The sequence below is a fragment of the Rhodococcus sp. FW305-130 genome, assembly GCF_058788335.1.
The window spans coordinates 72,422-97,838 of sequence record NZ_JBYTAP010000013.1 but is presented as its reverse complement, the minus strand read 5'-3'; the positions used below and the strand labels follow the sequence as shown (position 1 = coordinate 97,838).

The window sequence follows — 25,417 nt, the reverse complement described above, 5'->3', positions numbered from 1 at the left end:
AGGTCAGTGGATGCGCGGCAGGTCCGATGCGGCGGGCACGATGCCGGTGGAGTACCCGAGCGACCAGGCCAGAACGTTGGCAACGTAGGCGGCCGAGTTGTTGTAGCGGTGGATCGCGGAGGCAACCTGGGTTACGTCCTGCATGTTGAGTCCGCCGTCGCACAGGTACTTGCCGGTGGTCAGTGCGGAGTCGAAAAGGTTCTGGGGGTCGGCGATTCCGTCACCGTTGCCGTCGCCGGCGTACTGGTTCCAGGTGGACGGGATGAACTGCATCGGGCCGACCGCGCGGTCGTAGACGGTGTCGCCGTCGAGGGCGCCGCCGTCGGTGTCCATGATGACGGCCTGGCCGGGAAGGCTGCCGTTGAGTGGCAGGCCGATCACGGGCTTGTAGAGGTTGCCGTTCGCGTCGGCGTCCTTGCCGTCGTTGGCGTGGCCGGATTCGACGCGGCCGATACCGGCGAGGAGTGTCCAGTGCATGTTGCAGTTGGGCTTTTCGACGGCGAGGATCCGCTCGGCGTTCTGGTATGCGGCGACGCTCACGCTCGGGATTCCGAGTGCACCCTCGGCCATGGAGGCTGGGAGCGGGGGAGTCGCCTGCACGGGAGCCAACGGCGCGGGTTCCGGCGCGGGGGCGGGAGCGGGCTCGGCGATTGCTTCGACGGCGGGCAGAATCTGCGCTTGCGGTTCCTGCGTGGCTTGCGCGGCAGTGTCCACCGTTTCGGCGGAGCTGGTGTTGAAGAACGGAACCTTGGGAGCGGCGCCGGCCGTGTTGGCTGCGGTGACGAGTCCGATAGGGATGAGTCCGGTGAGCGCGATGACCGAATTTCGACGGATGTGCGAATCTGTCTTCTTGCTGTGCCGACCCACTGTGTATGCCTCCTGAACCTCCGCGAGGAGGTTTTCCGTTCAACTGACGGAGTCGAGGCTACCTGATTTGTTGCGCTTCCGTTATTCAACCGTGATCTGGAAGGGCAGTTTGGGGCATATGCACTGTTCTTTCGTGATTTTTGGTTACAGAGCGGGCATGCCGGGAAGGCCCGGGAAGAACGGCGCGAATGCCGGAGCCGGGGCCGGGGCAGGTTCCGGTGCGGGGGCCGGTGCGGGTGACGGAGCGGGCTCAGGCGACGGGGCAGCCGGCGGCGAAGATTCCGCGGGCGCTGCGTCGGTGGTGGCGGGTGCCGTGGCGGCTACTGCCATTCCTGGGACCGTGCACGGCAGAAGGATGCCGTCCTGCAAGGCGTCGAGTGCTGCTGGATCCGGAAGGATCACGCACATGTCGTCGGGCCAGCGCCATCCCTCAGCCGTCAGAATCGGCCAGACGAGACCCCGTGAGGTGAGGACGGGGAGCGGGATGATCGGACCGGGAGCCGCGTTCCGGGCGGCGTTGGGTCCCGGAGTGGGGCTGGTCGGCGTTACTCCCGGCGGGATCAGTGCCTGGATCTCGGGTGAGAGCGCGGGCATGTCGGGCAGACCTGGGAAGAGAGGGGTGGTGGTCGGAGTCGGCGTCGTCGACGCAGATTCCTTGTCGCCTGCCGCCGGGTCGGTAGCTGCAGCAGCGGCGAGAACGGCCGAAGCGGCGGAGTCTGCCGAGGCGGCGGCGTTGATCGCCGAGCTGCCGGTGTTGATGCCGGTGGTGTACGGGAGCTGGCCGGAAGGAATGACACCGTTCTTGTATGCCGTCGACCACATGATCACGTTTGCCGCGTAGGCGGCCGAGTTGTTGTACCGCAGAACAGCTTTGGTCTCCTGGGCGACATCGCGCAGGTTGAGGCCGCCGCTGCAGAGGTACTTCGCTGCCGAGAGCGCCGCATCGAAGACGTTGTTGGGGTCCTTGATTCCGTCCCCGTTGCCGTCGCTGGCATAACCGGCCCAGGTGGCCGGAATGAACTGCATCGGCCCGACAGCGCGGTCGTGGGTCGGGTCTCCGTCGATCGCGCCCTTGTCGGTGTCCCGAATGACTTCGTTGCCTGCCAGCCGTCCGTCGAGGACAGGGCCGAGGATCGGGGTGACCGTCGTACCCACCGACGTCGTCTTGCCGCCGTTGGCGTGACCGGATTCGATGCGTCCGATGCCGGCCAGGAGATGCCAGGGGATGCCGCAGCCCGGCGCCTCGGTCATCATCACCAGTTCGGCGGAGCGGTACGCGTTCAGAACGATCTCGGGGATGCCCAGAGAGGTGAGGACGACGGCCGCAGCGTTGGGCGCTGCCGGAGCGCCGGCGACCGTATCGCTGGGTGGGGCCGATCGTTGCGTTCGGACGGTGCGGGGCGTCGGGAGGAAGTCGACAGAGTCCGGCTGCGCAACGGAGGCGGAGCCTGCGAGGGCGATGGGGACCTGCGACCCGCCGGATGGTGCGCTTCCGGCCGTGAGGGCTGCTGGACCTGTTACGACAAGCAGTCCCCCCACCAGTGTGGATGCTGCAATCATTCCGCGTACTCGCACGATTCCCCTTTGCTGGTGCTCCCGCCTCGGAGTACCCACCGTGATAATCCATCCTGCTGTGACTTACGTTACATATCGGTCACGGTGCGTGCAGCAAAACTCAGCGAACGCTCAGCTAGTTGTGACTTTGTTTCGCAGTATTCGAGTCACGGTGCTTCTTCTTCGGGGTCGGTTCGCCGTCGGCGGCAAGGATCGACTTGATCTCCTCGAGCTCCCGCCGCAGGTAGTCGCGGGTGGCGACCTCGCCGACGGCGATGCGCAGCGCTGCGAGTTCGCGAGCGAGGAATTCAGTGTCCGCTTTGGTTTGCTCGGCGCGTGAGCGGTCCTCCTCGAGCGAGACCCGGTCGCGATTCTCCTGACGATTCTGGGCCAGGAGGATCAGCGGCGCCGCGTAGGCGGCCTGGGTGGAGAAGGCGAGGTTGAGCAGGATGAACGGATACGGGTCCCACTGCAGCGCCACCGCGAACACGTTGATCAGGATCCAGACGATCACGATGATCGTCTGGATCGCGAGATAACGCCCGGTACCGAGGAAGCGGGCGATGCGTTCACTGACGCGCCCGACAGCTTCGACGTCGAAATCGAGATTGAACCGGCGGCTTCCGCGAGGCGTTTCCAGTCGTTGCCGTGCGGTCGTGCTCGACGCCCGTTCGCTCATCGGAGTAGTTCCTCGTCGTCGGAGTAATCCTCACGCCAGTCTTCCGGCAGGAGGTGATCGAGCACGTCGTCGACTGTCACGGCCCCGATCAGGTGGTTCTCGTCGTCCACGACCGGCCCGCACACCAAGTTGTAGGTCGCGAAGTATCGGGTGACCGACGCCAGCGAGTCGTCCGGCGCCAACCGGGGCATGTCGGTGTCGAGTATTCCGCCCACCAGGCTGGCGGGAGGCTCGCGGAGAAGCTTCTGCAAGTGGACGCAGCCGAGATACCGCCCGGTCGGAGTCGCCGTCGGCGGACGTACGACGAAGACCATGCTCGACAGCGCCGGGGTCACGTCGTAGTTGCGGGCGCGGGCAAGGGCCTCGGCGACGGTCGTCGAGGCCGTCAGTACTACCGGTTCGGGCGTCATCAGACCACCGGCAGTGTCCGGGGAGTGCTCGAGCAGGCGTCGAACAGGTTCGGAATCCTGCGGGTCCATCAACTGCAACAGTGATTCGGCTTCGGTCTCGGGCAGCTCGCCCAACAGGTCGGCGGCGTCGTCGGGATCCATCGCTTCGAGTAGATCGGCGGCACGTTCGACTTCCAGGTGCATCAGCAGATCGGTCTGGTCGTCCGCCGGCAGTTCCTGCACGACGTCGGCGAGGCGTTCGTCGTCGAGTGCCACGGCCAGTTCGTGGCGGCGCTTCTCCGGCAGTTCGCGCATGGCGTTGGCCACATCGGCGGGTCGCATCCCTTCGTACTGCAGAAGGAGGTGAGCTACGCCCTGGCCGGGGAGCGAGAGATCGCTCTGGGTGAGGCCGGCGACGTGCTGCCAGTCGACGATGTGAATCGCCGCGCGTCGACCGAGGCGTCCGCGATGGCCGCGAACGGCGACCTTCGAGACGACCCAGTCTCGCGTTCGCGTCGATTCGATCCCGAGGTCGACGACTATCGTGTCGACGCCGTGAAGCTCCTCGAGTTCCGGGTCGTCCACGCGCACATGCGAATCGAGTACCTGCGCCAGCGCGAGTACTTCACCCGGCCGCTGGTTGAAGCGCCGCAAACTGACGTTGCCCGTGGTCAGGGTGACCGCACTCGGCTCGATGGCTGTCACGCGGAGCATCGGAACGAAAATGCGTTTGCGCGTGAACATTTCGATCACCAGACCGAGAACCCGCGGTTGCTGGCGTCCGATACGGACCGTGATGACGACGTCGCGCACACGACCGATCGATTCGCCGTCCGGGCCGAGTACAACCAGGCCGGCAAGCCTGGCTGCAAATACCTTGCCTGCTGCTGCCATGATTGCAAGGCTAATTCGTCCAGCGTCAAAATCTGCAACGGCGCCACCGAAAATCGAGAAGGGCAGTCCGCAATGACTTCACGCAACCGTTCCCGTCGATCGGTATTGGCAGTTCCCGGCAGCAGTCGGAAGATGATCGACAAGGCGAAGGGATTGCCCGCCGACGAGATCTTCCTCGACCTCGAAGACGCGGTGGCGCCGTTGGCGAAGCAGGCGGCACGAGAGTCGATCGGCGACGCGTTGGCCGAGGACGGGTGGGGCAAACAGGTCAAGGTCGTCCGGGTCAACGACTGGACGACCGAATGGACGTATGCCGACGTCGTGGAGGTGGTCGGCCGCGCCGGAGCGCATCTGGACGCCATTCTGCTGCCCAAGGTTCCCGACGCGAGTCACGTCCAGGCACTCGATTTGTTGTTGACGCAGGTCGAGAAGGCCAACGGTCTCGAGGTCGGCAAGATCGGAATCGAGCCGCAGATCGAGAACGCGATCGGCTTGACCAACATCGACGCGATCGCCACCGCGAGTCCCCGCGTCGAGGCACTCGTGTTCGGCCCGGCCGACTTCATGGCGAGCTTGAACATGCGAACTCTGGTCGTCGGTGAGCAACCGGACGGTTACGACCGCGGTGACGCGTATCACCACATCTTGATGACCATCTTGATGGCCGCACGTGCACACGGCGTCCAGGCGATCGACGGTCCGTACCTCCAGATTCGCGACGTCGAGGCTTTCACTCGGTCGGCGGCGCGGACGGCAGCGCTCGGCTTCGACGGCAAGTGGGTTCTGCATCCCACGCAGATCGAGGCTGCCAACGAGGTGTTCAGTCCGCGCCAATCCGATTACGACCGTGCAGAACTCATCTTGGACGCGTACGCGTTCCACACCTCGGCCGCCGGAGGAGGGCGGGGCGCCGTCATGCTCGGCGACGAGATGATCGACGAGGCGAGTCGCAAGATGGCACTGGTGATTTCGGCCAAGGGCCGCGCCGCGGGGATGACGCGCACGTCGGAATTCACGCCGCCCGAACACGCCTGACGCTCGCATAGCCGAACGAATCAGGTCTGTAAAGGGCACAATAGGGGTAGATGTACTTGCGTCATCCGCGTGGATGACGTGCCCGAAAAGAGGAGCGCTGCCAGCCATGTCCAATCCGCTCGGTCAATCGTCGAATGGGTCGCGCCGTGGAGCGTTGCCGACACCGCCTTCGGGATGGCCCATCGGGTCGTATCCCACCTACGCCGAGGCACAGCGCGCAGTCGATTACCTCTCCGATCAAGAATTCCCGGTTCAGGACGTCACAATCGTCGGCGTGAACCTGATGCAGGTCGAGCGCGTTCTCGGCCGGTTGACGTGGGCCAAGGTGATCGGTGGTGGCATCGTCTCCGGTGCCTGGCTCGGTGTCTTCTTCGGCCTGGTGCTCGGAATCGTCACCGGCGGGTTCCTCGCTCCGCTGATCGCGGGCATCGTGGGCGGCATCATCTTCGGTGTCATCTCCACGACCATCCCGTACGCCGCGACGCGTGGGCAGCGGGACTTCGCCTCGACGATGCAGTTGGTCGCCGGACGTTACGACGTACTGTGTGAGCCCAAGACGGCGGAGTCGGCGCGCGACCTGCTCGCCAAGCTCGCCATCTGACATTCTCGCTCGGGCTGCCAACTTGTGTGATCTCGGTTACTTTATGTACACGCGGGCGAGGTAGTACTCGCTTCCCGTGACCGTTTGCCGGACAAGGAAATAGGTCCCTTCTCCGGGAAAAGTGCCGATGTGTGGTGCGTCGGCCAGCCGAATCGACTGCGCCGTCTCGCCGCCCGAGGAGGACGGCTGTGCAGAACAAGAGATTGCAGGCGGGGCAGAAGAAGAAATTGAGGGTGGGGCTGCTCGGCGCGGCGACATTGTTGTTGGCGCCCTTGCTCAGTGCGTGTGGATCAGACAATGACGACGGCGTGGTGCTGTCCTTCTACACCGCCGCCGACGGCGCCGAGCAGTATGCGGAGGCCGCCGCCAATTGTTCGGCGGCGTCGAACGGCGCGTACCGGGTCGAGCAGAAAACTCTGCCCAAGGGTGCCGACGACCAGCGACTTCAGTTGGCCCGGCGTCTGACCGGCAATGACAAGTCACTCGATCTGATGACGCTCGACGTGGTGTGGACTGCCGAATTCGCCGAAGCCGGATGGGCATTGCCGCTTCCTGACGACGTGGCGGCCGAGGTCAGCAACGGGACTCTCGAGGGTCCGCTGGAGTCGGCGAAGTGGCAGGACCAACTCTATGCGGCGCCATTGAACACCAACACCCAATTGCTCTGGTATCGAAAGGATTTGATGCCGGACGGGCAACCACCCCAAACCTGGGATCAGATGATCGACATCTCCGAAGGCCTGGCCGCGGAGGGGCGCCCCAGCTGGATCGGTGTGCAGGGCAAGCAATACGAAGGATTGATGGTCTGGTTCAACACCCTCCTCGCCAGTGCCGGCGGATCGGTGGTGGGGCCCGACGGAACAACCGTGACGGTGGCCGACGGTGATGCTGCCCAGCAGGCGCTGACCGTCATGAAGCGCGTCGCCACCGCGAAGGGTGCGGATCCCTCGATCTCGCAGGGGGATGAAGCGTCGTCGCGATTGGGTATGGAGAGCGGCAAATCTGCCTTCCAGGTCAACTGGCCGTTCGTGCTGCCCGGCATCATGGAGAACGCCGAGAAGGGCGATCTGCCGTACATCGACGACAAGGGCAACGTCACCAGTGAGAACACCGGAAACACGGTGCTCACGGTGAACGGAGAACGGAATTTCCTTGCCGCTCCGTATCCCTCGGTGATCGAGGGTAAGCCGGCCGAGGTCACGATCGGCGGCTTCAACGTAGCGGTGGCCAAGACCAGCCAGCATCCGGACCTCGCGTTCGAGGCGCTCACCTGTCTGCGTAACGAGGAGAATCAGCGCAACAACGCGGTAGCTGGTGGCGTTCCGCCGACTCTCGAGAGCCTGTACGACGACCCGGCGTTCCAGGAGGCGTACCCGGCGTGGCGTGAGGTTCGCGACAGCCTGGACACCGCTTCGGTTCGTCCGGTTTCTCCTGCCTATCAGAGTATTTCGACGCTCATCACTGCCACGCTGAACCCTGTAGGAAACATCGATCCGGAATCGACCGTGAACGATCTTGCCGAGCAGGTACGCAAGGCAGTCAATTCCGAGGGGCTGATTCCGTGACGATCGACAGCGAAAATTCGGGAGCTGCACCAACAGTCGCGACGCCCTCGCCGGAGCCGAAGCACTCCGCGAAGTCGAAGATGTCGGACGGAAAGGCGGCCGAGCGTCGCCTCGGTCTCTGGCTGGTGGCCCCGGCCGCGATTCTCATGATCGCGGTGACCGCATATCCGGTGGTCTACGCCGTTTGGCTGAGTTTGCAGCGCTACGACCTGCGCTTCCCGGATCAACGAAAGTTCGTGTGGTTCGACAACTACGTGTCGGTGCTGACCGACGGTTACTGGTGGCAAGCGTTCGCGGTGACGACGTCGATCACTGTCGTCTCGGTCGTCATCGAGTTCGTTCTCGGACTGACCATCGCACTGGTGATGCACCGAACGATCGTGGGCAAGGGGCTCGTCCGCACCGTTGTGCTCATCCCGTACGGCATCGTCACCGTCGCGGCGGCATACAGCTGGTACTACGCGTGGACGCCGGGGACCGGCTACCTCGCCAATCTCCTGCCCGACGGCAGTGCGCCGCTCACCGACCAGATCCCGTCGCTCGCGATCATCGTCCTTGCCGAGGTCTGGAAGACGACGCCGTTCATGGCGCTGCTCCTGCTGGCCGGCTTGGCGCTCGTGCCCGATGACCTTCTCAAGGCGGCTCAGGTGGACGGCGCCGGCGCGTGGACCCGGTTGGTACGCATCATCCTTCCGCTGATGAAGCCCGCCATCCTCGTCGCTCTGCTGTTCCGCACACTCGACGCGTTCCGCATCTTCGACAACATCTACGTGCTGACGAAGGGAGCGAACGACACCGGGTCGGTGTCGATTCTGGGTTACGACAATCTGTTCAAGGCATTCAACCTGGGCATCGGATCCGCGATCAGCGTGCTGATCTTCGTGTGTGTGGCCGTGATCGCGTTCATCTTCATCAAACTTTTCGGTGCTTCGGCTCCCGGATCCGATACGGAAGGACGCTGACATGACCGTGACTCCCAGACTCAAGATCAGCTGGTCCGTCGTCAACCTTCTGGTCTTGCTGTACGCGCTGGTTCCCGTCCTGTGGATCGCCAGCCTGTCCTTCAAACCGGCCGGAACGATCAAGGACGGCAAGTTCATTCCGGAGAAGTGGACCCTGGACAACTACCGAGGAATCTTCGACACCAGCGCCTTCACCAGTGCTCTGATCAACTCCATCGGTATCGGACTCATCTCGACGGTCATCGCCGTGGTGATCGGGACCATGGCAGCGTACGCCATTGCGCGCCTGGATTTTCCGGGCAAGAAGCTGCTGGTGGGTGTTGCACTGCTGATCGCGATGTTCCCGCAGATTTCATTGGTGAGCCCGCTGTTCGACATCGAACGACGGCTCGGACTCTTCGACACCTGGGCCGGACTCATCCTGCCGTACATCACATTTGCGTTGCCGTTGGCGATCTATACGCTCTCGGCGTTCTTCAAAGAGATTCCGTGGGAACTCGAGAAGGCGGCTCAGATGGACGGCGCGACGCCGGGTCAGGCGTTCCGGAAGGTGGTGGCTCCACTGGCCGCGCCCGGTATCGTCACTGCGGGCATCTTGGTTTTCATCTTCTGCTGGAACGATCTGTTGTTCGCGATCTCGTTGACGTCGACCGAACGCTCCATCACCGCCCCTGCGGCCATCGCGAACTTCACCGGCGCTTCACAATTCGAGGAGCCCACCGGGTCGATCGCCGCGGCCGCCATGGTCATCACCATTCCGATCATCATCTTTGTTCTGTTCTTCCAACGTCGTATCGTGGCCGGGCTTACTTCCGGCGCAGTGAAGGGATAAGCCTGTGGCCGAGATCGTGCTGGACAAGGTGACCAAGCTGTACCCGGACGGAGCCAAGGCGGTCAGTGATGTCGACATCACCATCGCCGACGGAGAATTCATCATTCTCGTGGGCCCCTCCGGTTGTGGAAAATCCACGACTCTCAACATGATTGCCGGGTTGGAAGACATTTCGACCGGCGAGCTGAGGATTGCGGGCGAACGCGTCAACGAACGCGCCCCCAAGGACCGCGACATCGCGATGGTGTTCCAGTCGTATGCTCTGTATCCGCACATGACGGTGCGCCAGAACATCGCGTTCCCACTGACCTTGGCGAAGATGTCCAAGGACGAGATCAACGCCAAGGTCGACGACGCAGCGCGGGTGCTCGACCTCACCCAGCATCTCGATCGCAAACCGGCGAACCTGTCGGGCGGTCAGCGTCAGCGTGTCGCGATGGGACGCGCAATCGTGCGCAGCCCGAAGGCGTTTCTCATGGACGAGCCGCTTTCCAACCTGGACGCCAAACTGCGCGTGCAGATGAGGACGGAGATCGCCCGTCTGCAGCAGCGACTCGGTACGACAACGATTTACGTGACCCACGACCAGACCGAGGCGATGACGCTCGGCGATCGGGTAGTCGTGCTGCGCGGCGGAATCGTGCAACAGATCGGTGCGCCGCAGGAACTCTACGATCGTCCGAACAATCTGTTCGTGGCGGGGTTCATCGGGTCCCCGTCCATGAACTTCTTCCCCGGACAGTTGACGGCGGACGGCGTCAGCACGCCGATCGGCGATGTTCGCCTGCCCGCGGCGGCGCAGTCGAAGATCTCGGGCAGCGGCTCGGGCAAGGACGTCGTGGTCGGTATCAGGCCGGAACATTTCGAGGACGTGGCGCTGGTCGATGCAGCGCAGAAGCCGCACGGTGGGACGTTCACCGTCGACGTCGACGTGCTGGAATCGATGGGTTCCGACAAGTACGCGTATTTCCTCGCTGGTGGCCCCGCCGTCAATTCTCGTGAACTCGAGGAACTCGCCGCCGATTCGGGAACGGCCGTCGCTGGTGGCGGTCAACTGGTTGCCAGACTCTCGTCCGAGTCCACCGTGGCCCAGGGCAGGTCTATCGATCTGTGGTTCGATCCCGCCAAGATCGCAGTGTTCGACGGCGGTACGGGAGCCAATCTGCTGCTGTGACCTTTACCCGGGCAAGGTGACCGAATACGTCGCGCCCCAGGGGAGCGGTACCTGTTCGGGGCCGGGCGCTGCGTCGGCCGGCTCGGGTAGGGGGACCAGGCGGCCGAATTGTTCGTGATGGGTGGAGGCCGGGGCGGCTTGCGCTGTCCCGGCGACCACGGCGATCGGCGCCGCTGCCAGGGCGCCGGCGACGGCAAATCGAGTGGCGATGCGGCGCTTGCTTGCTCGGGTCGAGATCATGAGCACTCCTGCGTGGTTTCGAGGTTCGGTGAATGCTGTGCCATTCACGGTATTGCGGGTTGATTGTGAAATCTCGTGTGCGAAGCTCATTCACAGGGAACTGGGATGGGCGGCACAGGAGGACAGATGAACGAATCCTCGGTACGAACCGAGCACCTGCCCGGCGGCCCGGACCTCGAACGGATCATGCGCGAACACGCCTACCGCGGTGCGTACCTCCAACTGACGGTGCGCGGCGCTCTGGTGCTGTTCATCGCCCTGACGCTGATCTTCGTCCCGCCGATGAACGACGCGGGATGGTGTTTCGCGATTCTGGGCGCCTATGCCCTCTGGTCGGCAGCCGTGGCGCTGTGGATCCGCAAAGGCGGCACCGGCCCGGTGACGATGATCTGGCTCGGCTTGTTCGTCGACCTCGCCGTGCTCGCAACTCTGACATTGCTGACCGGTCTCGCAGCCGAGCAGAGTTGGACCGCCGACATCTTGAGCAACGGGCTCTTCGTCATTCCGGTTCTTGCGTGTACGCAACTGCGGACGGACGTGTGTGTCGGCGTCGTTGCCTGCACGATCGGTGTGTTTTTTGCTTCCAGTTGGGCAACGATGACTTCGAATTCCGAGCCGTGGCCGTCGATCCTGCTGAGTACCATGGCCTTGGCCGGGGTGGGTGCGGGCGCAATCGGATTGACTCGGATTCAAAGGTCGCGAGTGTTGACCATCGGGCACCTCGTCGGGCATCGCACGAGCCTTCTGGCCGAACTCATGGGGCTCGAGCAGCGTGAGCGCACAGAACTGTCCGAGCAATTGCACGACGGGGCGCTCCAGTACGTTCTCGCGGCGCGGATGGATCTCGACGAATTGGCAGGCAGTGCGGAACCCGTCGCGTTGGCGCGAGCCGGGAAAGCGCTCGGTGAAGCGACAACGCTGCTGAGATCGTCCGTCTCGGAACTGCATCCCACAGTTCTCGTCCACGTGGGTCTTGCCCGCGCGATCGGGGACCTCGCGCGCTCGGCGCAGGGACGCGGCGGAGTGGTGGTCGACGTCGACACTTCGGGCTGGAACGACGATTTACGCACGTCCGCGGACGAGGTCTTGTTCGGCGCCACCCGAGAGCTTCTGGGCAACGTCGTCAAACATGCCGGCGCGCAGAGCGTCCGGATCGAGCTTGCGCGGCTGGACCACCGTGCGGTGCTCGTGGTCTCGGACGACGGTCGGGGGATCAGCGCCGATCGGATTGCCCAACGACGGGCCGCCGGGCACATCGGACTGCTCTCGCACGAACTGCGTGTGGTTGCCGCTGGTGGCTCGTTCTCGGTCGGACCGGGTGAAGAGTCCGGAACCCTCGCGCGAGTCGAGATACCGATCGAGATCGTCACCGCCCCTGACCACGATCGTTGAGGAGTTGTCGATGGCTGCACTGATCACCGATCGCGAGCTCAACCTGGCGACTCTGGCGCGGCAGTTCCTGCTGCGGCGGGCCGAGGTCAGCGCGTTGGATGCGATCGAGCACCTGGCAGGTCTGCAGGCCCAGGCGCCGAATCCGCCCTACCTGGCACTGTGGGCGCGGCTGAAGAACTTTGCGGCAGAAGACCTCTCCACCCTTGTCGAGAAGCGCCAGGTGGTGCGGCTGGTTGCCATGCGGGGCACGGTCTTTGCCCTCTCGGCCGCCGATGCGGGTCCCTTCCGGGCCACGGTTCAGACGATCATGGAACGCGATCTCCACACCAACAGCACTCAGCGTGCGGCGCTCACCGGGTTGGATCTCGACGCGCTTGCGCAGGCGGGGCGTGACCTGGTAGCGGACGGGCCGCGTACTCAGATGCAGATGAGACCGATACTGGCAGAGCGCTTTCCCGGCCACGCGGCCGAAGGACTGGCGCACGGAGTTCGAGGGCTTCTGCCGATGGTGCAGGTCCCACCGCGAGGTCTGTGGGGACGATCCGGAGCACCGGCACTGACGACGTTGGAGAATTGGCTTGGCGCAGAGGTGAGTTCAACTCCAGATCCCGACGCGATGGTGCTGCGCTATCTGGCTGCCTTCGGGCCCGCGAGCGTGAAGGATGCGCAAGCGTGGTCGGGACTCACGAGACTCGCCGAAGTCTTCGAGAGGCTACGTCCGGGCTTGATCACCTTTGTCAACGCGAAAGGGGCCGAGGTGTTCGACCTGCCGGACGCGCCACGACCGACCTCCGGAACACCGCCGGTCAGAATCCTTGCTCCGTTCGACAACATCCTGCTCTCGCACGCCGACCGCTCGCGAATCATGGACGAGCAGTATCGAACTCGCGTCTTCACCGTCAACGGCATCATCAAGCCCGCCATCCTGGTGCGCGGAAAGGTGGTGGGATTCGCAGCGGTGACGCCGGCAAAGGAGACCGTCGAGTTGAGCGCGACTCTGTTTGCGCAGCAACCGAAGACCGCGCTCGCGTCCATCGAGAAAGAAGCGCGTTCGTTGCTGAAGTTCATGCACCCGAAGATCCCGACCCGAGAGGTGCGGTTCGCTGTCGCTACGTAGCAGGCTTGTGCTTTCGCGGTGCTCGATCGCGTAGTTCGGCCACGATCTCGTCATTCCACATGTGCCGCCGCACCAGTCGGTACCGCTCCCGGGCGATCCACAAGTACGCCTCGGCGTCGGTGTGCTCGGGCAACATGTCGGCGCCCCTCAGCATTCGCACGACGGGGAGAAACTCCTCGCCGAACCAGCGCCGGGCGACCGTGTCTCGGCCGAGGAACTCACCCTTTTCCTGCATGAGCCGAAAACCCCACGCCTCCACGCACTCACTGAGTTCGGCGTACTCCCACGGGTCGGTGACCTGGACAGCTTCGCGTTGTGAACCCTGCAGCGGAACGCGAGTGAGGAAGAGTCGGCGATGGTCCTTGATGAGCAGATCGGCGCGCTGAGTGATGCCTTCCGGCGAGATGCGCGTGATGATCTCGGTGACGTACGCGTCGATTGTCTTCTGGTGCATCGCACACGCAATGGACACTCGGTGGTGTCCGTCGATCACGAAATGCATGGAGCCGACACGGTACAACTGAACGGGTGGCACCGATTCGCCGCGTCGTTGCGCCACCGCAAGTCGCTCCCAACGAGCGCGCGAATGAGTGGACGTCGGGCGGAAGTACCTGTCGAAATCACCTGTGCGGTCGACACTTCCGACTATCGATTCGATGGTGACGACCTGTAGACCCAGAGACTTCTCACCAACCTTGCCGAGCGCTGCGACAACCTCGTCGAACGGCAGGATCGCGTTGACGTCGTCCGGTTCGCGTCGTAGCCAACTGACCAGACGGGCAACGTCGGCGCGTCGACGCTGACGAGCGAAGTCGTTTTCCGCGTCGGCTGTGGGAAATCCGGTGTCACGAGCCATGTCGGCGCCTCACGATCGTCGGCGGAGTACCTGGGGAAATCTCCATCAGCGTGAAGCCGACGGTATTGAGCACGATAGTCCGGCCTACCTCCAGATCGAGAGGTGTTCGCCCGTGCGGGTGGATGTGTCCGTGAATCATGACCGTCGGATCGAGGGTGCGGATCAAGGGGGTGAAGCATTCGAACCCACGATGTGGCCGATCCTCGGCGTCGCCGACACCGCGGGCGGGGCTGTGGGTGAGCAGCACATCCACGCCCGCCCGGCCGCCGGGAAGCCTCGATTGCCAGGCGTTTCGCCAGGTGAGCGAGCGGGCGCGTCGGCTCTGCTGGCGCTCGGACCACTGATTGGGACCCGTGTTGTATCGGATGGAACCACCGAGGCCCGCGATCCGCAGACCGGCGACGGTCACGATGCGTCCGTCGGCGTTGACTGCTCCGGTCGGGCCGGGCCACTGCGCCGGCATACCTGCCCGCATCCAACCGGATCTCTTGTTCGAATATCCGGACAGATCGACGTCGTGGTTTCCGGGAACGAACACGCACGGCGCATTCAGTTGGTCAGACAGGTACTCCAGATACGCAAACGGCAGATCGCCCGCGCCCAGGATCACGTCGACTCCGAGTGAACGAACTTGACTGCTCCACAGGAATTCGACGGTCTCGTCGCTGACAGCGAGAACGGAGACCATTTCGACGACGCTACCGCCACCGCGAGGTATCTGCGCTGCGAACCTCGCGGGCACGGTGTTTAGATGGACGAGTGTCAGACAGCGTCGTATCTTCCGTCCGGGCCCATCTCGTCAGCAGCATCGAGGGGCCGGACCCCACCGCGGCCTCAGTGACGTTCCTCGGTGTCGAACCGCTGGACGTGCTGCGTTTCGAATCACCCGACGGACTGGTCCGCTACGTCACACTGGGGTGCTCGCGTCATCCGATGGGCGACCCCAACGAACTGGTCGCAGACCCCACACGCGGTCCTCGCGCCGAGTTGGTGCTCACCCTGCGCGGTGGCACGGGTGTCGCGTCGGGTGTGGCCAGGACGCTCGCGGTCCTGGCTGCGGCGCCGTCCGTCGAAGGCGTCGTGCTGCTCGAGGACGCACTGTTGGACCTGGGCGAGCCGCTGTGGAAGGACACTGCGTTCACGGCGGTGCTTCTTGGTGACAGCGGGATCGCCGACCTGACGCTGCCGGAGCCGTTCGATCCGGTGCGCTTCCTTGGCGTGGTCCCCCTGACCGGTACCGAAGCCGCCTGGGTGCGTCTGCGCGGCGCGGAGGCGCTGCGGGAAGCGTGGACCGAGGCGGGGATCGACATTCGCGATCCGCACCGTTCCGCTGCCTCGCTCTAGCTGCGCCGGCGCTTTGTCCGTCAGATCATTCGGCGTGCACGAGGATGTCCGCCAAGTTCTCGAGACTTACCCGAACGGTCCGTGAAAATGCTTTCGTCACGATCGGGTCGGCCATCTTGCCGAATACGCCGCCGAGTCCGCTTTCGCTGTCGAGTCGGTAGGTGACCCGAGTGCCGTCACCGACTTCTTCGCAGGTCGTGGTCTGCGAGAAGCTGACCGGACTTTCGACGGACGTCGATTTCGACGATCTCGGTGGGTCGTACTCGGTGAATTCGGATGTCCACTCGAGACGCTTGCCCAGGATTCTCGAGACACCGTGCCAACGGCTTCCCACGCCCATCGGGCCGTCGGTGATCTGTTTGCACTCGACCATCGAATTCTCCCAGTTGGGCCAGTTCTCGGCGACGGCGATGTACTCCCAGACGTCCTTGGGTGGCAACGCGATCTCTACAGACTGCTCGACTGTAGGCATGGTTGTTCCTCCATCTCTCCTGGATCTGAATTTGCTTGTCGCAAAATGAATTTCGGGAACGGAATGAAAATGCGTACCCATATCCATTGTCCGCCTGCGACGGTGGCAAGTACAGGGAGTCAGCGTGCGAGGTTCACAGCCAGTTGTTGCGACGGAAGAGAAAGAACAAGCCGACACACACCGACGCGATGAGGAACAGGATGGACTGATAGCCGTACTTGTAACCGAGTTCCGGCATGTTCTCGAAGTTCATTCCGTAGATACCGGCAACGCCCGTCGGCACGGCGGCGATTGCGACCCAAGCCGAGATCTTGCGCATGTCGGTGTTCTGTTGCACCGCGATCTTCGCGAGTGCGGCATCGACCAGAGAGCTCAACACCTCGTCGTATTCCGAGATACGTTCGGCCACGATCGTGTGGTGATCCCTTACGTCACGGAAGTATCGCCGGATCTCCTTCGGGACGAGGCCGCCCGCGGGCTGGGTCAGCTGGAGCAGTGGCAATCCGAGTGGAGTGACCGAGCGTCGTAGTTCGACGATTTCACGTTTGAGCAGGTAGATATGCTCGACGGCAACGGTGTTCCGCGGGTTGAACACCAACTCTTCCATGCTGTCGACGTCCTGCTCGACGAGTTGAATGACGGAGAGATAGCTGTCGACGACGTGGTCGGTGATCGCGTGCAACACCGCGAACGGGCCCATGGCGAGACGCTCGGGATTCTGCTCGAGTGACTTGCGCACGCTTGCCAGTTCGGAGTGATCCCCGTGACGGACGGTCACCACGAAGTCGGGACCGACGAACACCATGATCTCGCCGGTTTCGACGATCTCGCTCGCCGTCGCCACGGACTCGTGCGGTACGTAGACGACCGTGCGCAGCACCAGGAACATGACGTCGTCGTAGCGTTCGAGTTTCGGGCGCTCGTGTGCATGGACGGCATCCTCGACCATCAACTCGTGGAGTCCGAAAGTTGCTGCGACATCTTGCATCTGGCCTTCGTCGGGTGCATGCATGCCCACCCAGACGAACGCGTTGTCTCGACTACGGACCTCGGCCAACGCGGCGCGGTGCGTGTACTTGCCCGGCAACCGCACGCCGTCAACGTAGACCGCGCAGTCGACGATCGCGCGGGCTGCCGGAACGGGGATCTTGGGCGCATCGGCTTGCGTCGATTTGCCGTTCGACCAATTCGGCAGTGACGGCATGGTTGGCACGCTCGCTCCTTCTCGGTCTGTAGTGCAGGGGAACGGCACTGCGGCGACACGTGATCGAATTGCGCTGCCGCTGCGGCGTAATCGTACGTCAGCTTCCGGCTCGGCGACCGGAGCGCGATGAAGTTGCCGATTGCTGACACACTGGAACAGTGCGAATAGACCTTCACACCCACTCCAACGCATCGGACGGCACCGATACCCCGGCTGCCCTCATGCGCGCCGCAGCCGACGCCGGACTCGACGTCGTCGCCATCACCGATCACGACACGACTTCGGGCTGGGCCGAGGCGGCGCACGCCTTGCCGGCCGGCGTCAGCCTGGTTCGTGGGATGGAGATGTCGTGCGAAGGTCGAGGTGAGCGTGGTTGGCCGGTCGCTGTTCATCTGCTGGCGTACCTGTTCGATCCGACGCACCCCGAATTCGCCAAGGAACGTGAGCGACTGCGCGCCGAACGCGTCGAACGTATCCGGGTGATGACGACCATGATGGCGCGCGACGGTCTGCCCGTCGATCCCGATCAGATCTTGGCTGACGCCGGTCCGTCCGTCGGACGCCCGCACGTCGCAGCGGCCCTGATGCGAGCGGGAGTGGTGTCGAGCATCAGTGAGGCTTTCTCCGACCTGTTGTCCAGTCGAGGGAGATACGACGTTCCCAAGTACGACACTCCGCTCGAGTACGCCGTCGAACTGGTGGCAGCGGCCGGGGGAGTAACTGTCCTTGCGCATGGACGTGCCCGTTCGCGCGGCGGATTGCTTGCGCTCGACCACATCCGTGATCTGGCCGATCTGGGTCTCGGGGGTCTCGAAGTCGATCACCCGGACCATCGCAGCGACGATCGTGACGTCCTGCGCCGCCTGGCCGTCGACCTGGGCTTGGCAGTCACCGGATCCTCGGACTACCACGGCGAGAACAAGACGATCGGACTCGGCGACGAGCTCACGGACGAGGCCGAGTTCGACAAACTCGTCTCGGCTGCCACCGGCGTGGAGGTACTTGGGCGCTGATGCTCGACACCACGCTCTACCTCACCGTGTTCATCACGCTGTTCGTGATCATGGACCCGCCCGGAGTCATCCCGGTGTTCTTGTCACTGGTCGGCCGCAAGAGCCGTGAAGATCGCAACCGAGCGGCATGGCAGGCCCCCGCCGTCTCCCTTGCGGTCATCTCGGTCTTTGCCATCGGCGGTCAGGCGATACTCAACTACCTTCACATCGGCATTCCGGCGTTGCAGGGCGCAGGCGGATTACTGCTGCTTCTCATCGCACTCGAACTGCTGACCGGGAAGGCCTCCAACCGTCCGCAGGGAGCCGACGACGTCAACGTCGCACTCGTTCCGCTGGGAACGCCGATGATGGCCGGTCCCGGTGCAATTGCGGCTGTCATCGTCTTTGTCGCCCAGGCCGATGGTGAAGCGGCGTCGTATCTGGCGATCGCGTTGGCGATTCTGTCCATCCACCTCGTGCTGTTCGTGGTCCTGCGCTTCTCGACGGCACTGATCCGGATACTGGGTGAGGGTGGCATCAGCCTGCTGGCACGCATCGCCGGTCTTTTGCTCGCCGCCATCGCAGTTCAACTCATTGCGGAATCAATCCGCGGATTCGTCGCGGGAGCGTAAGAGATGACATACGACGACAGGTACGAGGACGACTACCGGTACCAGGATTATCAGGACTATCAGTACGAAGACGATTACGACTATCCCGCCGACAAACGACAATGGCTGCTGGTTCGCGCTCTACGCGCCCTGAGCGGCACCGTGGCGGCCGGAATCGTGGTCTTGACACTCGTCATCATCGGTTCGGCATATCTGGGCGGCAACCGCGGATTCCCGGGTCCGGGAACAACGTCGATCACCGCGCACATTGCGGCCTCGGTGGTTGCTTTGGCCGCGCAGATCTGGTGCGACCGCAGGCGGGGTATCGCGGCGGTTGCCGGATCGGTGGTCGTGCTCGTGGTGGCGGGGCTGTTGTTGGTGACGCAGTGGTGGGGATGACTGGGTGGGAATGACGGCTCGGGTTCGAGTGTGGTGAGGAATCCGACCGCTTGGAGGATTTGATTGTGATCCGACTCTGGTGGCAAACTGGAGTTACTTCGAGGCGGCGCCACAGCCCGGCCCCGAAGTGCAGGTTTCGTCAGAATTTCTCCCGAAACCTAGATTGCATGGATACGCCAGGGCTCACCCGCCCCACACCATGACGCTTCGGATGTATTGCGGCCCACTTTCTCGCGCACGCCGAATGCTCTTCTTCTCAGTAGTCGTTCGCGGAAGAAATGATCTCTGACCGTTGTGAACGTAGTTTCGCAGCGGTCCGAAGGATTACTTCCCAGTAACCCAGCCCCGCTTGAGGCTGGACTAATCAGGAGTGTCATCGTGTCCCTCGTGACTGAAGCCATCAACGTACCCAAGGTCGAGTTGACCGACGAAGAAATCTTTGCCGCTCACGTCGGTGGCAAGCTCTCGGTCGAGACCACAGCACCGCTCGATACGCAGCGGGCCCTCTCGATCGCCTACACGCCGGGTGTTGCTCAGGTGAGCCGCGCCATCGCTGCAGACGAAACCCTCGCCGATCGATACACGTGGACCAACCGACTTGTCGTCGTGGTCAGCGACGGCACCGCGGTTCTCGGACTCGGCGACATCGGCCCCCGCGCGTCGCTGCCCGTCATGGAGGGCAAGTCGGCACTGTTCAAGAACTTCGCCGGACTGAACTCCATTCCGCTGGTTCTCGACACCAAGGATCCCGACGAGATCGTCGAGACGCTCATCCGTCTGCGCCCGAGCTTCGGCGCGGTCAACCTCGAGGACATTTCGGCGCCGCGTTGCTTCGAGATCGAGAAGCGCGTCATCGAAGCCCTCGACTGCCCCGTCATGCACGACGATCAGCACGGAACCGCCATCGTGGTCCTCGCTGCCCTCAAGGGCGCCGTGAAGGTTCAGAGCCGCGACATCACCACACTCAAGGTCGTCATCTCCGGCGCCGGTGCTGCGGGTGTTGCGTGCGCGAACATCCTGCTCGCCGCCGGAATCAGCGACGTCATCGTGCTGGACTCGAAGGGCATCATCTCGGGCGAGCGCAGCGACCTCAACGACGTGAAGGCAGAACTCGCGGCCCGCACCAATCCCCGCGACCTGCACGGTGGTGCCATCGAGGCTCTCGAAGGTGCCGACGTGTTCCTCGGTGTCTCGGCGGGCAAGATCCCCGAGGAGCTCATCGCTTCGATGGCTCCCGAGTCGATCGTGTTCGCGCTCTCCAACCCGGACCCGGAGATTCACCCCGAAACCGCGTCGAAGTATGCGGCGATCGTGGCTACGGGTCGCAGTGATTTCCCGAACCAGATCAACAATGTTCTCGCCTTCCCCGGTGTGTTCAAGGGCGCGCTCGACGCCGGCGCCCGTCGCATCACCGAAGGTATGAAGCTCGCTGCCGCCGAGGCAATCCTGTCGGTGGTCGGCGACGAGTTGGCGGCGGACAAAATCGTCCCCAGCCCACTCGACCCTCGCGTGGCACCCGCAGTAGCGGAAGCCGTCGCGGCCGCAGCGCATGCTGAGGGCGTGACCAGCTAAGAGGGACTACGAAAGCCCCGATCGGGACCCGCACACAAGGTTCCGATCGGGGCTTTTCGTGTGTACCGATCTACAGACGAGTGAGGTCGGGTGTTCGGCGCAGCCTGCCGGTCCCGGGAACCGATGCCCAGACCACCAGCGCCAGTAAGCCGTCCACGACCAGAGCCACAACCGCGACCAGAATTGCGCCGACGACCACTCGGTCGTACTTGTAGAGCGCGAGACCGTCGAAGATGTACCGGCCGAGGCCGCCGAGGTTGACGTAGGCGGCGACCGTTGCCGTGGCAATCACCTGCAGTGTCGCGTTACGCAGTCCGCCGAGAATCAATGGCAGCGCATTGGGTATCTCGACGCGGAAGAGCACTTGGAGTTCGGTCATACCCATCGCCCGCGCGGCCTCGACGACGCCGCGGTCGACGCTGGCAATTCCGGCGTAGGTGCCGGCGAGTAGTGGGGGAATGCCGAGGATGACGAGGGCGAGAATCGGCGGCATCACCCCGAGTCCCATGAGAAGAACGAGGAAGGTCAGCAGGCCGAGAGTGGGCAGCGACCGCAGTGCGTTGACGAGACTGACGACCACGATCTCACCGCGACGCAGATGGCCGATGAGTAATCCGATGGGCACCGCGATCACAGCCGAAAGCGCCACGGCCAGAACGCTGTACCAGAGGTGCTGGAGGATGCGGGTGCCGATTCCGGTGTCGCCGCTCCAATTTCCGGGATCGACGATGAAGTCCCAGGCTCCGGTGAAGATGCTCATACGGGTTCCCCCTCGGCAGCCACGACGGCGGGGACCTTCGACGAGGTCGATGTTCTGGTCCACGGGGTCAGGAATCGGCCGATCAGATACAGGATCAGGTCGAGCGCCAGGGCCAGCACGACAATCGCGATGATGCCGGCAACGATCTGGTCCGGGTAGTCGCGGTCGTAGCCCTGTTTGAACAGAACTCCCAGCCCGCCGATTCCGATCAGCGATCCGACCGAAACCAGCGAAATATTGGTAACGGCAATAACTCTGATGTTCGCGATCATCACCGGCAGTGCCAACGGCAACTCGACCGTCAGGGCGCGTCGTAGCGGTGTGAACCCGACGGCGGTGGAAGCGTCGATGACGTTGTCCGGCACCGAATCGAGTGCTTCGGGCACGGCCCGGATGAGCAGTGCCGTCGCATAGACGCTCAGTGCGATCACGACGTTGAGCGGATCAAGGGTCTTGAGTCCGAACAGCTGAGGGATGGTGACGAACAGCGCGAGCGACGGAATCGTGAACGCAATGCTCGCCAGGGTCAACGTGATTCGGCGCAGCCATCTGACGTTGCGGATCGCTGTTCCGACCGGAACGGCAATCAGGAGACCGATCAACAAGGGCAGCAGCGCCAGATACAGATGGGTCTTCGAGTAGTCCACGACCGTCGAGAAATTGTCGATGAGCCAGCGCATGCCGCTACGCCCCGAATCCCTCGGTGAAGGCGACTCGGTTGCGTTCCTCGTCCTCGCGTCGACGCTGATCTGCCAATCTCGCCACGACTTCGGACCCGAGGATCCCGCCGATGACCGCTCCCTCGCCGTCGACGGCAACGCCGATACCGGAAGGGGACGAGATTGCCGCATCGAGTGCTTGGCGTAGATCACCGCCGGGGGAGAACAACGAACCACCGGCCGACGTCGACTGCGCGAGAGTGCGTCCCGAGCGCAGGCCTTCGACGCCGGTCACGTCGATCCATCCCTGCGGACTTCCGCTGTCCGTGACCACGAGAACCCACTCGCCCAATTCCAGACGCAGAGCCTTCAATTCGTTCTCGACGGCCGTGCGTACGGGGTGTAACGGAACCTCGTCGGCAGCGCGGAACGACAATCCCCGATATCCGCGATCGCGTCCGACAAATCCGGCGACAAAATCCGTTGCCGGTGCGGCCAACACGTCGCGAGGTGCCGCAACCTGCTGAAGCCGCCCGCCGGGACCGAAGACGGCAATGTGATCACCGAGTTTGACTGCCTCGTCGATGTCGTGGGTGACAAAGACGATCGTCTTCTTCAGTTCGCTTTGAAGACGGAGCATTTCGGTCTGCAGATCCTCACGCACCACCGGGTCGACGGCGCTGAAGGGCTCGTCCATCAACAGGATCGGCGGATCGGCAGCCAATGCTCGCGCAACTCCCACACGTTGTTGCTGCCCACCCGAGAGTTGCCCGGGATAGCGGGTGGCAAGGGAGATGTCCAGACCGACTCGTTCGAGTACCCCCAACGCGGCTTTGCGCGCTGCGCGGCGGGACTCACCGCGCAGTACCGGAACTGTTGCGACGTTGTCGATCACGGTGCGATGCGGAAGCAAGCCGGCGTTCTGGATGACGTACCCGATGCCGAGACGCAGCTTCACCGCGTCGGTCTGGGCGATGTCACGACCGTCGACGAAGATCTTGCCCGACGTCGGTGTGATCATCCGGTTGATCATGCGCATCGACGTCGTCTTGCCGCACCCGGACGGCCCCACGAACACCGTGAACGACTCGGCCTCGATGGTGAGATCGAGACGGTCGACGGCGGTGGTGCCGTCCGGATACTGCTTGGTGACGCCCTCGAATGTGATCACGTGACTACGAGACCGGCTTGTCGAGGCCCTGCGCCGTCACCCACGCCTTGGCCGCCGCTGCCGGCTCCGTCTTGGTGTCGCCGGACACCTGGACGTTGAGTGCCAACAACTCTTCGGTGGTGAGCTTGGCGGACACCGCATCGAGGACTGTCTTCAACTTGTCGGAAGACTTCGACGCGCGCAGCACCGGCACCACGTTCTGAGCCGGGAAATTGTTCTTCGGGTCTTCGAGAACCACGAAGTTGTTTGCCGGGATGGAGGCAGACGTCGTGAAGATGTTTGCCGCCGTGATGTCGCCGGACGAGAGAGCCTTCACTGTTGCCGGTCCACCGCCGTCGGCGATCGGGACGAAGTTGGCTGCCGAGATGTCGAGACCGTAATTGGACTTCAAACCGGGCAATCCGGCTGGACGTTCCTGGAACTCGGCCGGAGCGCCGAACTTGACCTCGGCGGAATGCGGAGCCAGATCGGCGATCGTCTTCAGGTTCCACTTGTCAGCGGTTTCCTTCGTGACGACCACGGCGTCCTTGTCCTCGGCGGATGCAGGCGTCGCAATGGCCAATTCCGACCCGAGAGCTGCGGGAAGAGCAGCGAGGACATCAGCGGAGCTGGTGGCCGTGCTGTCGGGATCCAAGTACTGCAGGAGATTTCCCGTGTAATCCGGAATGACGCTGATCGACCCGTCCTTGAGCGCCGGAATGTACGCCTCACGGCTGCCGACGTTGAACGACGTGGACACATCGAACCCGTTGACACGCAGTGCTTCGGCGTAGATGTTGGCGATCGTCTCGGATTCGGTGAAGTTGGCGGAGCCGACGACAACCGCGTTGGGATCGCTGTTGGAGTCACCGTCACTGCTACCGCACGCTGTCAGTGCAGTCAGAGAGACAACGGTTGCCGCGGCTACGAGCCAACGGTTGGAACGAAATCGTGAGGTGCGCATGAGCGTCCTTCCGGTTTTTCGGGCGTCCCGTGTTTCGGGCGTCGGAAACCATCCCCTTGTGGCGAAGCCACCCGAGTGGCTTCGACGGCGCCGCCACCGAGTGGCTGCGTCAGGACTGGTTACCGCGCATCGCCCGACAAGTGTAACGATAGGTACCGACATGGCACGGTTTTCGATCCATGGGATTGGATGTGAGGATTTCGGTGAAGAGCACACGCACGAAGTATTCGACTGTTGTTGCAGCACTGATGGTCCTGCCAATTCTCAGCGGATGCGCAAACGGTGATTCGGTGGTAGAGAGCGCCGGAGCGGAGTCTCGTGACCAGATCGTGGTGGCTGCTGACGCATCAGTGGAGAGTTCGGTGTTGGCCGAGGTGTATTCGACGGTGCTCTCATCCTCCGGTCTGTCGGCTCGCGTCGAATCGGTGGGTGGAGGCAGAACCCAATCACTCGAGGCTCTGGACGCAGCGCGAGTCACCTTGGTGCCCGAGTTCACCGGTGCGCTGCTCGATCACTACGACCCGTCATCCCCGGCCCGCAAGGCCGACGACGTCTTCGAAGCCTTGAGTCGCTCTCTGCCGGAGGGTCTTTCGGTCTCCGACTATGCGATGGCCGAAGATCGTGCGGTCCTCGCACTCGACACCGGATACGCACAGTCGTTGGGAGCGAAGACGATAGAAGCCTTTGCTCCTTCGTGTGCCGCGGCGACGCCGCTCGTCTCCGCGAGATTCGTCGAGGACGGGGCAGTGGAACAGTTGGCCGAGGGCGCCGAGTGTGTCTTCGCCGGTGTCGATCAGGCAACGCCGGCAGACGTACCCGGTGCACAGGTATTCGGAACCACGACGCTGTCAGCGCTGGCACAATCCGATGCCGTCACAGTGCTCGCTGATTCGAATCACGTTCTGGCTGCGCAGAATGTCGTTCCGCTCTTTCGAGCGGGCGCACTGGGAGATTCGGCTGTCAAGGCGCTCAGCGTCGTTGCGGGTGAACTGTCCACCACCGATCTCGCCGCAATGATCGAGCAGGTGCGGAGCGGCAAGGCGTCAGCCTCGGAAGTGGCCCGAACCTGGTGGGACACCCGTCAGTGACATGGACGGAGTGGGCCACCCGTCAGTGACATGGACGGAGTGGGC

The 25,417-nt window shown here is 63.4% G+C and carries 27 protein-coding genes; 14 read left to right on the top strand and 13 right to left on the bottom strand.

Features of this window, described 5'->3' with window-relative positions; translation table 11 throughout:
* Positions 1-3 precede the first annotated feature (3 nt).
* The 4 genes from AC3WQS_RS29785 to AC3WQS_RS29770 all read right to left on the bottom strand — a co-directional run bounded on the left by AC3WQS_RS29785 (position 4) and on the right by AC3WQS_RS29770 (position 4,383).
* A complete protein-coding gene (locus AC3WQS_RS29785) occupies positions 4-867 on the bottom strand; it encodes a lytic transglycosylase domain-containing protein (RefSeq protein WP_003945171.1) in 864 nt (287 codons plus the stop codon).
* Positions 868-1,011: 144 nt separating this feature from the next.
* Positions 1,012-2,442 carry a lytic transglycosylase domain-containing protein gene (locus AC3WQS_RS29780; RefSeq protein ID WP_259121475.1) on the bottom strand — a complete coding sequence of 477 codons (1,431 nt, stop codon included), beginning with the start codon at positions 2,440-2,442 and terminating at the stop codon, positions 1,012-1,014.
* Between the two features lie 115 nt (positions 2,443-2,557).
* Positions 2,558-3,100: a DUF1003 domain-containing protein gene (locus AC3WQS_RS29775; protein WP_003945067.1), complete on the bottom strand. Its 543-nt coding sequence runs from the start codon at positions 3,098-3,100 to the stop codon at positions 2,558-2,560.
* Positions 3,097-4,383 (bottom strand): magnesium transporter MgtE N-terminal domain-containing protein, encoded by a 1,287-nt coding sequence (locus AC3WQS_RS29770; RefSeq protein ID WP_019749352.1) that lies wholly within the window; start codon positions 4,381-4,383, stop codon positions 3,097-3,099. Before AC3WQS_RS29770 ends, AC3WQS_RS29775 begins: the two co-directional genes overlap by 4 nt.
* Positions 4,384-4,455: 72 nt before the next feature.
* On the opposite strand from AC3WQS_RS29770, the gene AC3WQS_RS29765 reads away from it, so the two are divergent.
* The 6 genes from AC3WQS_RS29765 to AC3WQS_RS29740 all read left to right on the top strand — a co-directional run bounded on the left by AC3WQS_RS29765 (position 4,456) and on the right by AC3WQS_RS29740 (position 10,552).
* Positions 4,456-5,418, top strand: coding sequence for an HpcH/HpaI aldolase/citrate lyase family protein (locus AC3WQS_RS29765; protein ID WP_020908461.1), 963 nt, complete (start codon positions 4,456-4,458; stop codon positions 5,416-5,418).
* Positions 5,419-5,524: 106 nt separating this feature from the next.
* Positions 5,525-6,019, top strand: coding sequence for a general stress protein (locus tag AC3WQS_RS29760; RefSeq protein ID WP_003945065.1), 495 nt, complete (start codon positions 5,525-5,527; stop codon positions 6,017-6,019).
* Between the two features lie 227 nt (positions 6,020-6,246).
* Positions 6,247-7,584, top strand: a complete 1,338-nt coding sequence (locus tag AC3WQS_RS29755; RefSeq protein WP_029538448.1) for an ABC transporter substrate-binding protein — start codon at positions 6,247-6,249, stop codon at positions 7,582-7,584.
* Between the two features lie 80 nt (positions 7,585-7,664).
* Positions 7,665-8,546 (top strand): carbohydrate ABC transporter permease, encoded by an 882-nt coding sequence (locus AC3WQS_RS29750; RefSeq protein WP_044480569.1) that lies wholly within the window; start codon positions 7,665-7,667, stop codon positions 8,544-8,546.
* A 1-nt stretch (position 8,547) separates the two neighbouring features.
* Positions 8,548-9,378: a carbohydrate ABC transporter permease gene (locus tag AC3WQS_RS29745; protein ID WP_019749348.1), complete on the top strand. Its 831-nt coding sequence runs from the start codon at positions 8,548-8,550 to the stop codon at positions 9,376-9,378.
* 4 nt (positions 9,379-9,382) lie between these two features.
* A complete protein-coding gene (locus AC3WQS_RS29740; RefSeq protein WP_019749347.1) occupies positions 9,383-10,552 on the top strand; it encodes an ABC transporter ATP-binding protein in 1,170 nt (389 codons plus the stop codon).
* Positions 10,553-10,555: 3 nt separating this feature from the next.
* Here the strand turns inward: AC3WQS_RS29740 and AC3WQS_RS29735 are convergent, their stop codons facing one another.
* Positions 10,556-10,792: a hypothetical protein gene (locus AC3WQS_RS29735; RefSeq protein WP_007736112.1), complete on the bottom strand. Its 237-nt coding sequence runs from the start codon at positions 10,790-10,792 to the stop codon at positions 10,556-10,558.
* Positions 10,793-10,918: 126 nt separating this feature from the next.
* Between AC3WQS_RS29735 and AC3WQS_RS29730 the strand changes: the two genes are divergently transcribed.
* The gene (locus AC3WQS_RS29730) at positions 10,919-12,184 is read left to right on the top strand and encodes a sensor histidine kinase (RefSeq protein WP_492713437.1); all 1,266 of its coding nucleotides are present in this window, start codon (positions 10,919-10,921) and stop codon (positions 12,182-12,184) included.
* Between the two features lie 10 nt (positions 12,185-12,194).
* Positions 12,195-13,301 carry a winged helix DNA-binding domain-containing protein gene (locus tag AC3WQS_RS29725; protein ID WP_492713436.1) on the top strand — a complete coding sequence of 369 codons (1,107 nt, stop codon included), beginning with the start codon at positions 12,195-12,197 and terminating at the stop codon, positions 13,299-13,301.
* Here AC3WQS_RS29725 and AC3WQS_RS29720 read toward each other — a convergent pair.
* Both AC3WQS_RS29720 and AC3WQS_RS29715 read right to left on the bottom strand, forming a co-directional pair.
* Positions 13,294-14,157, bottom strand: coding sequence for a hypothetical protein (locus AC3WQS_RS29720; RefSeq protein ID WP_003945080.1), 864 nt, complete (start codon positions 14,155-14,157; stop codon positions 13,294-13,296). The two genes, AC3WQS_RS29725 and AC3WQS_RS29720, sit on opposite strands and share 8 nt — an antisense overlap.
* Positions 14,147-14,845 (bottom strand): metallophosphoesterase family protein, encoded by a 699-nt coding sequence (locus AC3WQS_RS29715; RefSeq protein WP_003945097.1) that lies wholly within the window; start codon positions 14,843-14,845, stop codon positions 14,147-14,149. The genes AC3WQS_RS29720 and AC3WQS_RS29715 overlap by 11 nt, the downstream gene beginning before the upstream one ends.
* 71 nt (positions 14,846-14,916) lie before the next feature.
* On the opposite strand from AC3WQS_RS29715, the gene AC3WQS_RS29710 reads away from it, so the two are divergent.
* Positions 14,917-15,501 (top strand): suppressor of fused domain protein, encoded by a 585-nt coding sequence (locus AC3WQS_RS29710; RefSeq protein WP_019749342.1) that lies wholly within the window; start codon positions 14,917-14,919, stop codon positions 15,499-15,501.
* 25 nt (positions 15,502-15,526) lie between these two features.
* Here AC3WQS_RS29710 and AC3WQS_RS29705 read toward each other — a convergent pair whose 3' ends face one another.
* Together AC3WQS_RS29705 and AC3WQS_RS29700 are read right to left on the bottom strand one after the other, a co-directional pair.
* A complete protein-coding gene (locus tag AC3WQS_RS29705) occupies positions 15,527-15,973 on the bottom strand; it encodes an SRPBCC family protein (protein ID WP_007736117.1) in 447 nt (148 codons plus the stop codon).
* A 133-nt stretch (positions 15,974-16,106) separates the two neighbouring features.
* Positions 16,107-17,177 carry a magnesium and cobalt transport protein CorA gene (locus AC3WQS_RS29700; RefSeq protein ID WP_019749341.1) on the bottom strand — a complete coding sequence of 357 codons (1,071 nt, stop codon included), beginning with the start codon at positions 17,175-17,177 and terminating at the stop codon, positions 16,107-16,109.
* A 158-nt stretch (positions 17,178-17,335) separates the two neighbouring features.
* On the opposite strand from AC3WQS_RS29700, the gene AC3WQS_RS29695 reads away from it, so the two are divergent.
* From AC3WQS_RS29695 to AC3WQS_RS29680, 4 genes are all read left to right on the top strand, one after another.
* Entirely contained in the window at positions 17,336-18,190 is an 855-nt protein-coding gene (locus AC3WQS_RS29695; RefSeq protein ID WP_020908451.1) for a PHP domain-containing protein, read from the top strand.
* Positions 18,187-18,801 carry a MarC family protein gene (locus tag AC3WQS_RS29690; RefSeq protein WP_492713440.1) on the top strand — a complete coding sequence of 205 codons (615 nt, stop codon included), beginning with the start codon at positions 18,187-18,189 and terminating at the stop codon, positions 18,799-18,801. The genes AC3WQS_RS29695 and AC3WQS_RS29690 overlap by 4 nt, the downstream gene beginning before the upstream one ends.
* Before the next feature lie 3 nt (positions 18,802-18,804).
* On the top strand, positions 18,805-19,179 hold the full coding sequence (locus tag AC3WQS_RS29685) for a hypothetical protein (protein WP_020908450.1): 375 nt from the start codon (positions 18,805-18,807) through the stop codon (positions 19,177-19,179).
* Positions 19,180-19,557: 378 nt separating this feature from the next.
* On the top strand, positions 19,558-20,751 hold the full coding sequence (locus AC3WQS_RS29680) for an NAD(P)-dependent malic enzyme (protein WP_003945072.1): 1,194 nt from the start codon (positions 19,558-19,560) through the stop codon (positions 20,749-20,751).
* Positions 20,752-20,821: 70 nt separating this feature from the next.
* Here the strand turns inward: AC3WQS_RS29680 and AC3WQS_RS29675 are convergent, their stop codons facing one another.
* The 4 genes from AC3WQS_RS29675 to AC3WQS_RS29660 are packed head-to-tail and all read right to left on the bottom strand — an operon-like array spanning position 20,822 to position 24,284.
* A complete protein-coding gene (locus tag AC3WQS_RS29675; RefSeq protein ID WP_003945081.1) occupies positions 20,822-21,511 on the bottom strand; it encodes an ABC transporter permease in 690 nt (229 codons plus the stop codon).
* Positions 21,508-22,191, bottom strand: coding sequence for an ABC transporter permease (locus AC3WQS_RS29670; RefSeq protein WP_019749338.1), 684 nt, complete (start codon positions 22,189-22,191; stop codon positions 21,508-21,510). Before AC3WQS_RS29670 ends, AC3WQS_RS29675 begins: the two co-directional genes overlap by 4 nt.
* Positions 22,192-22,195: 4 nt before the next feature.
* Positions 22,196-23,341 (bottom strand): ABC transporter ATP-binding protein, encoded by a 1,146-nt coding sequence (locus AC3WQS_RS29665; RefSeq protein ID WP_047888046.1) that lies wholly within the window; start codon positions 23,339-23,341, stop codon positions 22,196-22,198.
* 4 nt (positions 23,342-23,345) lie between these two features.
* Complete coding sequence (locus AC3WQS_RS29660) at positions 23,346-24,284, bottom strand: ABC transporter substrate-binding protein (protein ID WP_019749336.1); 939 nt, start codon at positions 24,282-24,284, stop codon at positions 23,346-23,348.
* Positions 24,285-24,487: 203 nt separating this feature from the next.
* Between AC3WQS_RS29660 and AC3WQS_RS29655 the strand changes: the two genes are divergently transcribed.
* The gene (locus AC3WQS_RS29655; protein ID WP_492713264.1) at positions 24,488-25,372 is read left to right on the top strand and encodes an ABC transporter substrate-binding protein; all 885 of its coding nucleotides are present in this window, start codon (positions 24,488-24,490) and stop codon (positions 25,370-25,372) included.
* The last annotated feature ends 45 nt before the right edge of the window (positions 25,373-25,417 follow it).